Below are 966 nucleotides of genomic sequence, written 5' to 3' on the forward strand. Positions count from 1 at the left end.
AAACACAACCCGCTACGGGGGAGACTTACCCGAAATCTGATTTATTCAACAAAGCCGAGAGGCATCTATATCCAGCCGTTCCACAGAGAGTGCTTTTTCGTCCAGTGCCTGCATTAATGGATATTTTTCAATACGGGACAGCCCGGTATACCAGAGATTTTTCGGCGTAAGCACCGAACCTGCCATCAGATAAATCGCCATCTTTTCCTCTACATCGGTCACGTCAGACATAGGCTGATAAAGATATACCGGTTTTTTGCCTTCCTCCTGGACATAATGGCTGGTCAGCAGGAACGCGCACGCATTTTCCATACTCTTTGATTCGCCGCTTTCTTCATGTAGATCAACGATAATAATCAACCGGTTCCCGGCTCTGTAATCTGATAAGTTCATCCATTGGCTAACGATCGCGTAGTCAGGGCATTCCATGCTGGACTCAATTTTACACGTGCTGGCAGTTTCAACACCCAACCGCTCCAGAGTGCGCCTCAGTTCATCAATGACGGACTCACTCCCTCCGCGAACCCAAACAACAGCTTCAAAAATACGATAGTTATTACCCTTCAATTTTTCTGCCATCGGGGCCAGCAAGCGGTAAAACATCTGTTCACTCCTGGTCTGATCGAAGCGATCTTCCAGCTGAATTTTAACTGGTGTTTTCGGTGCCAGCGGAAATTCGCCTTCCAGCTTCAACATATTCAGTGCGGGTTGCTCCAGGGGAGTGATTGAAGACCATGCTGCAATAGCCATATTTTTCCGCGCATACGCCTTTAAATTAATCTCTTGCTCTTTTGCTATGAATTTTCGGGTTTCAGCATAATGAATGTTGGCATCATGAAATATAAAACCAATAAATACTAACAACGACACCAGACAGATGGGCAGAATAACTGAAGGCACAAAAAAGATAGCCGTTACGTGTTCTTGATGGCTTTGTTGAATAAATAAGATTTCTTGCGAACGACC

The 966-nt window shown here is 45.2% G+C and carries 1 pseudogene; it reads right to left on the reverse strand.

Annotation, left to right across the window (positions count from 1 at the left end):
- Positions 1–45: 45 nt before the first annotated feature.
- Positions 46–966: pseudogene (locus tag ACOTX7_RS24275) on the reverse strand (hypothetical protein); the annotation flags it as partial.

It is taken from the genome of Enterobacter cloacae complex sp. IR5418 (assembly GCF_049238105.1).
In the GTDB taxonomy this organism is placed as follows: Bacteria; Pseudomonadota; Gammaproteobacteria; order Enterobacterales; family Enterobacteriaceae; genus Enterobacter; species Enterobacter hormaechei.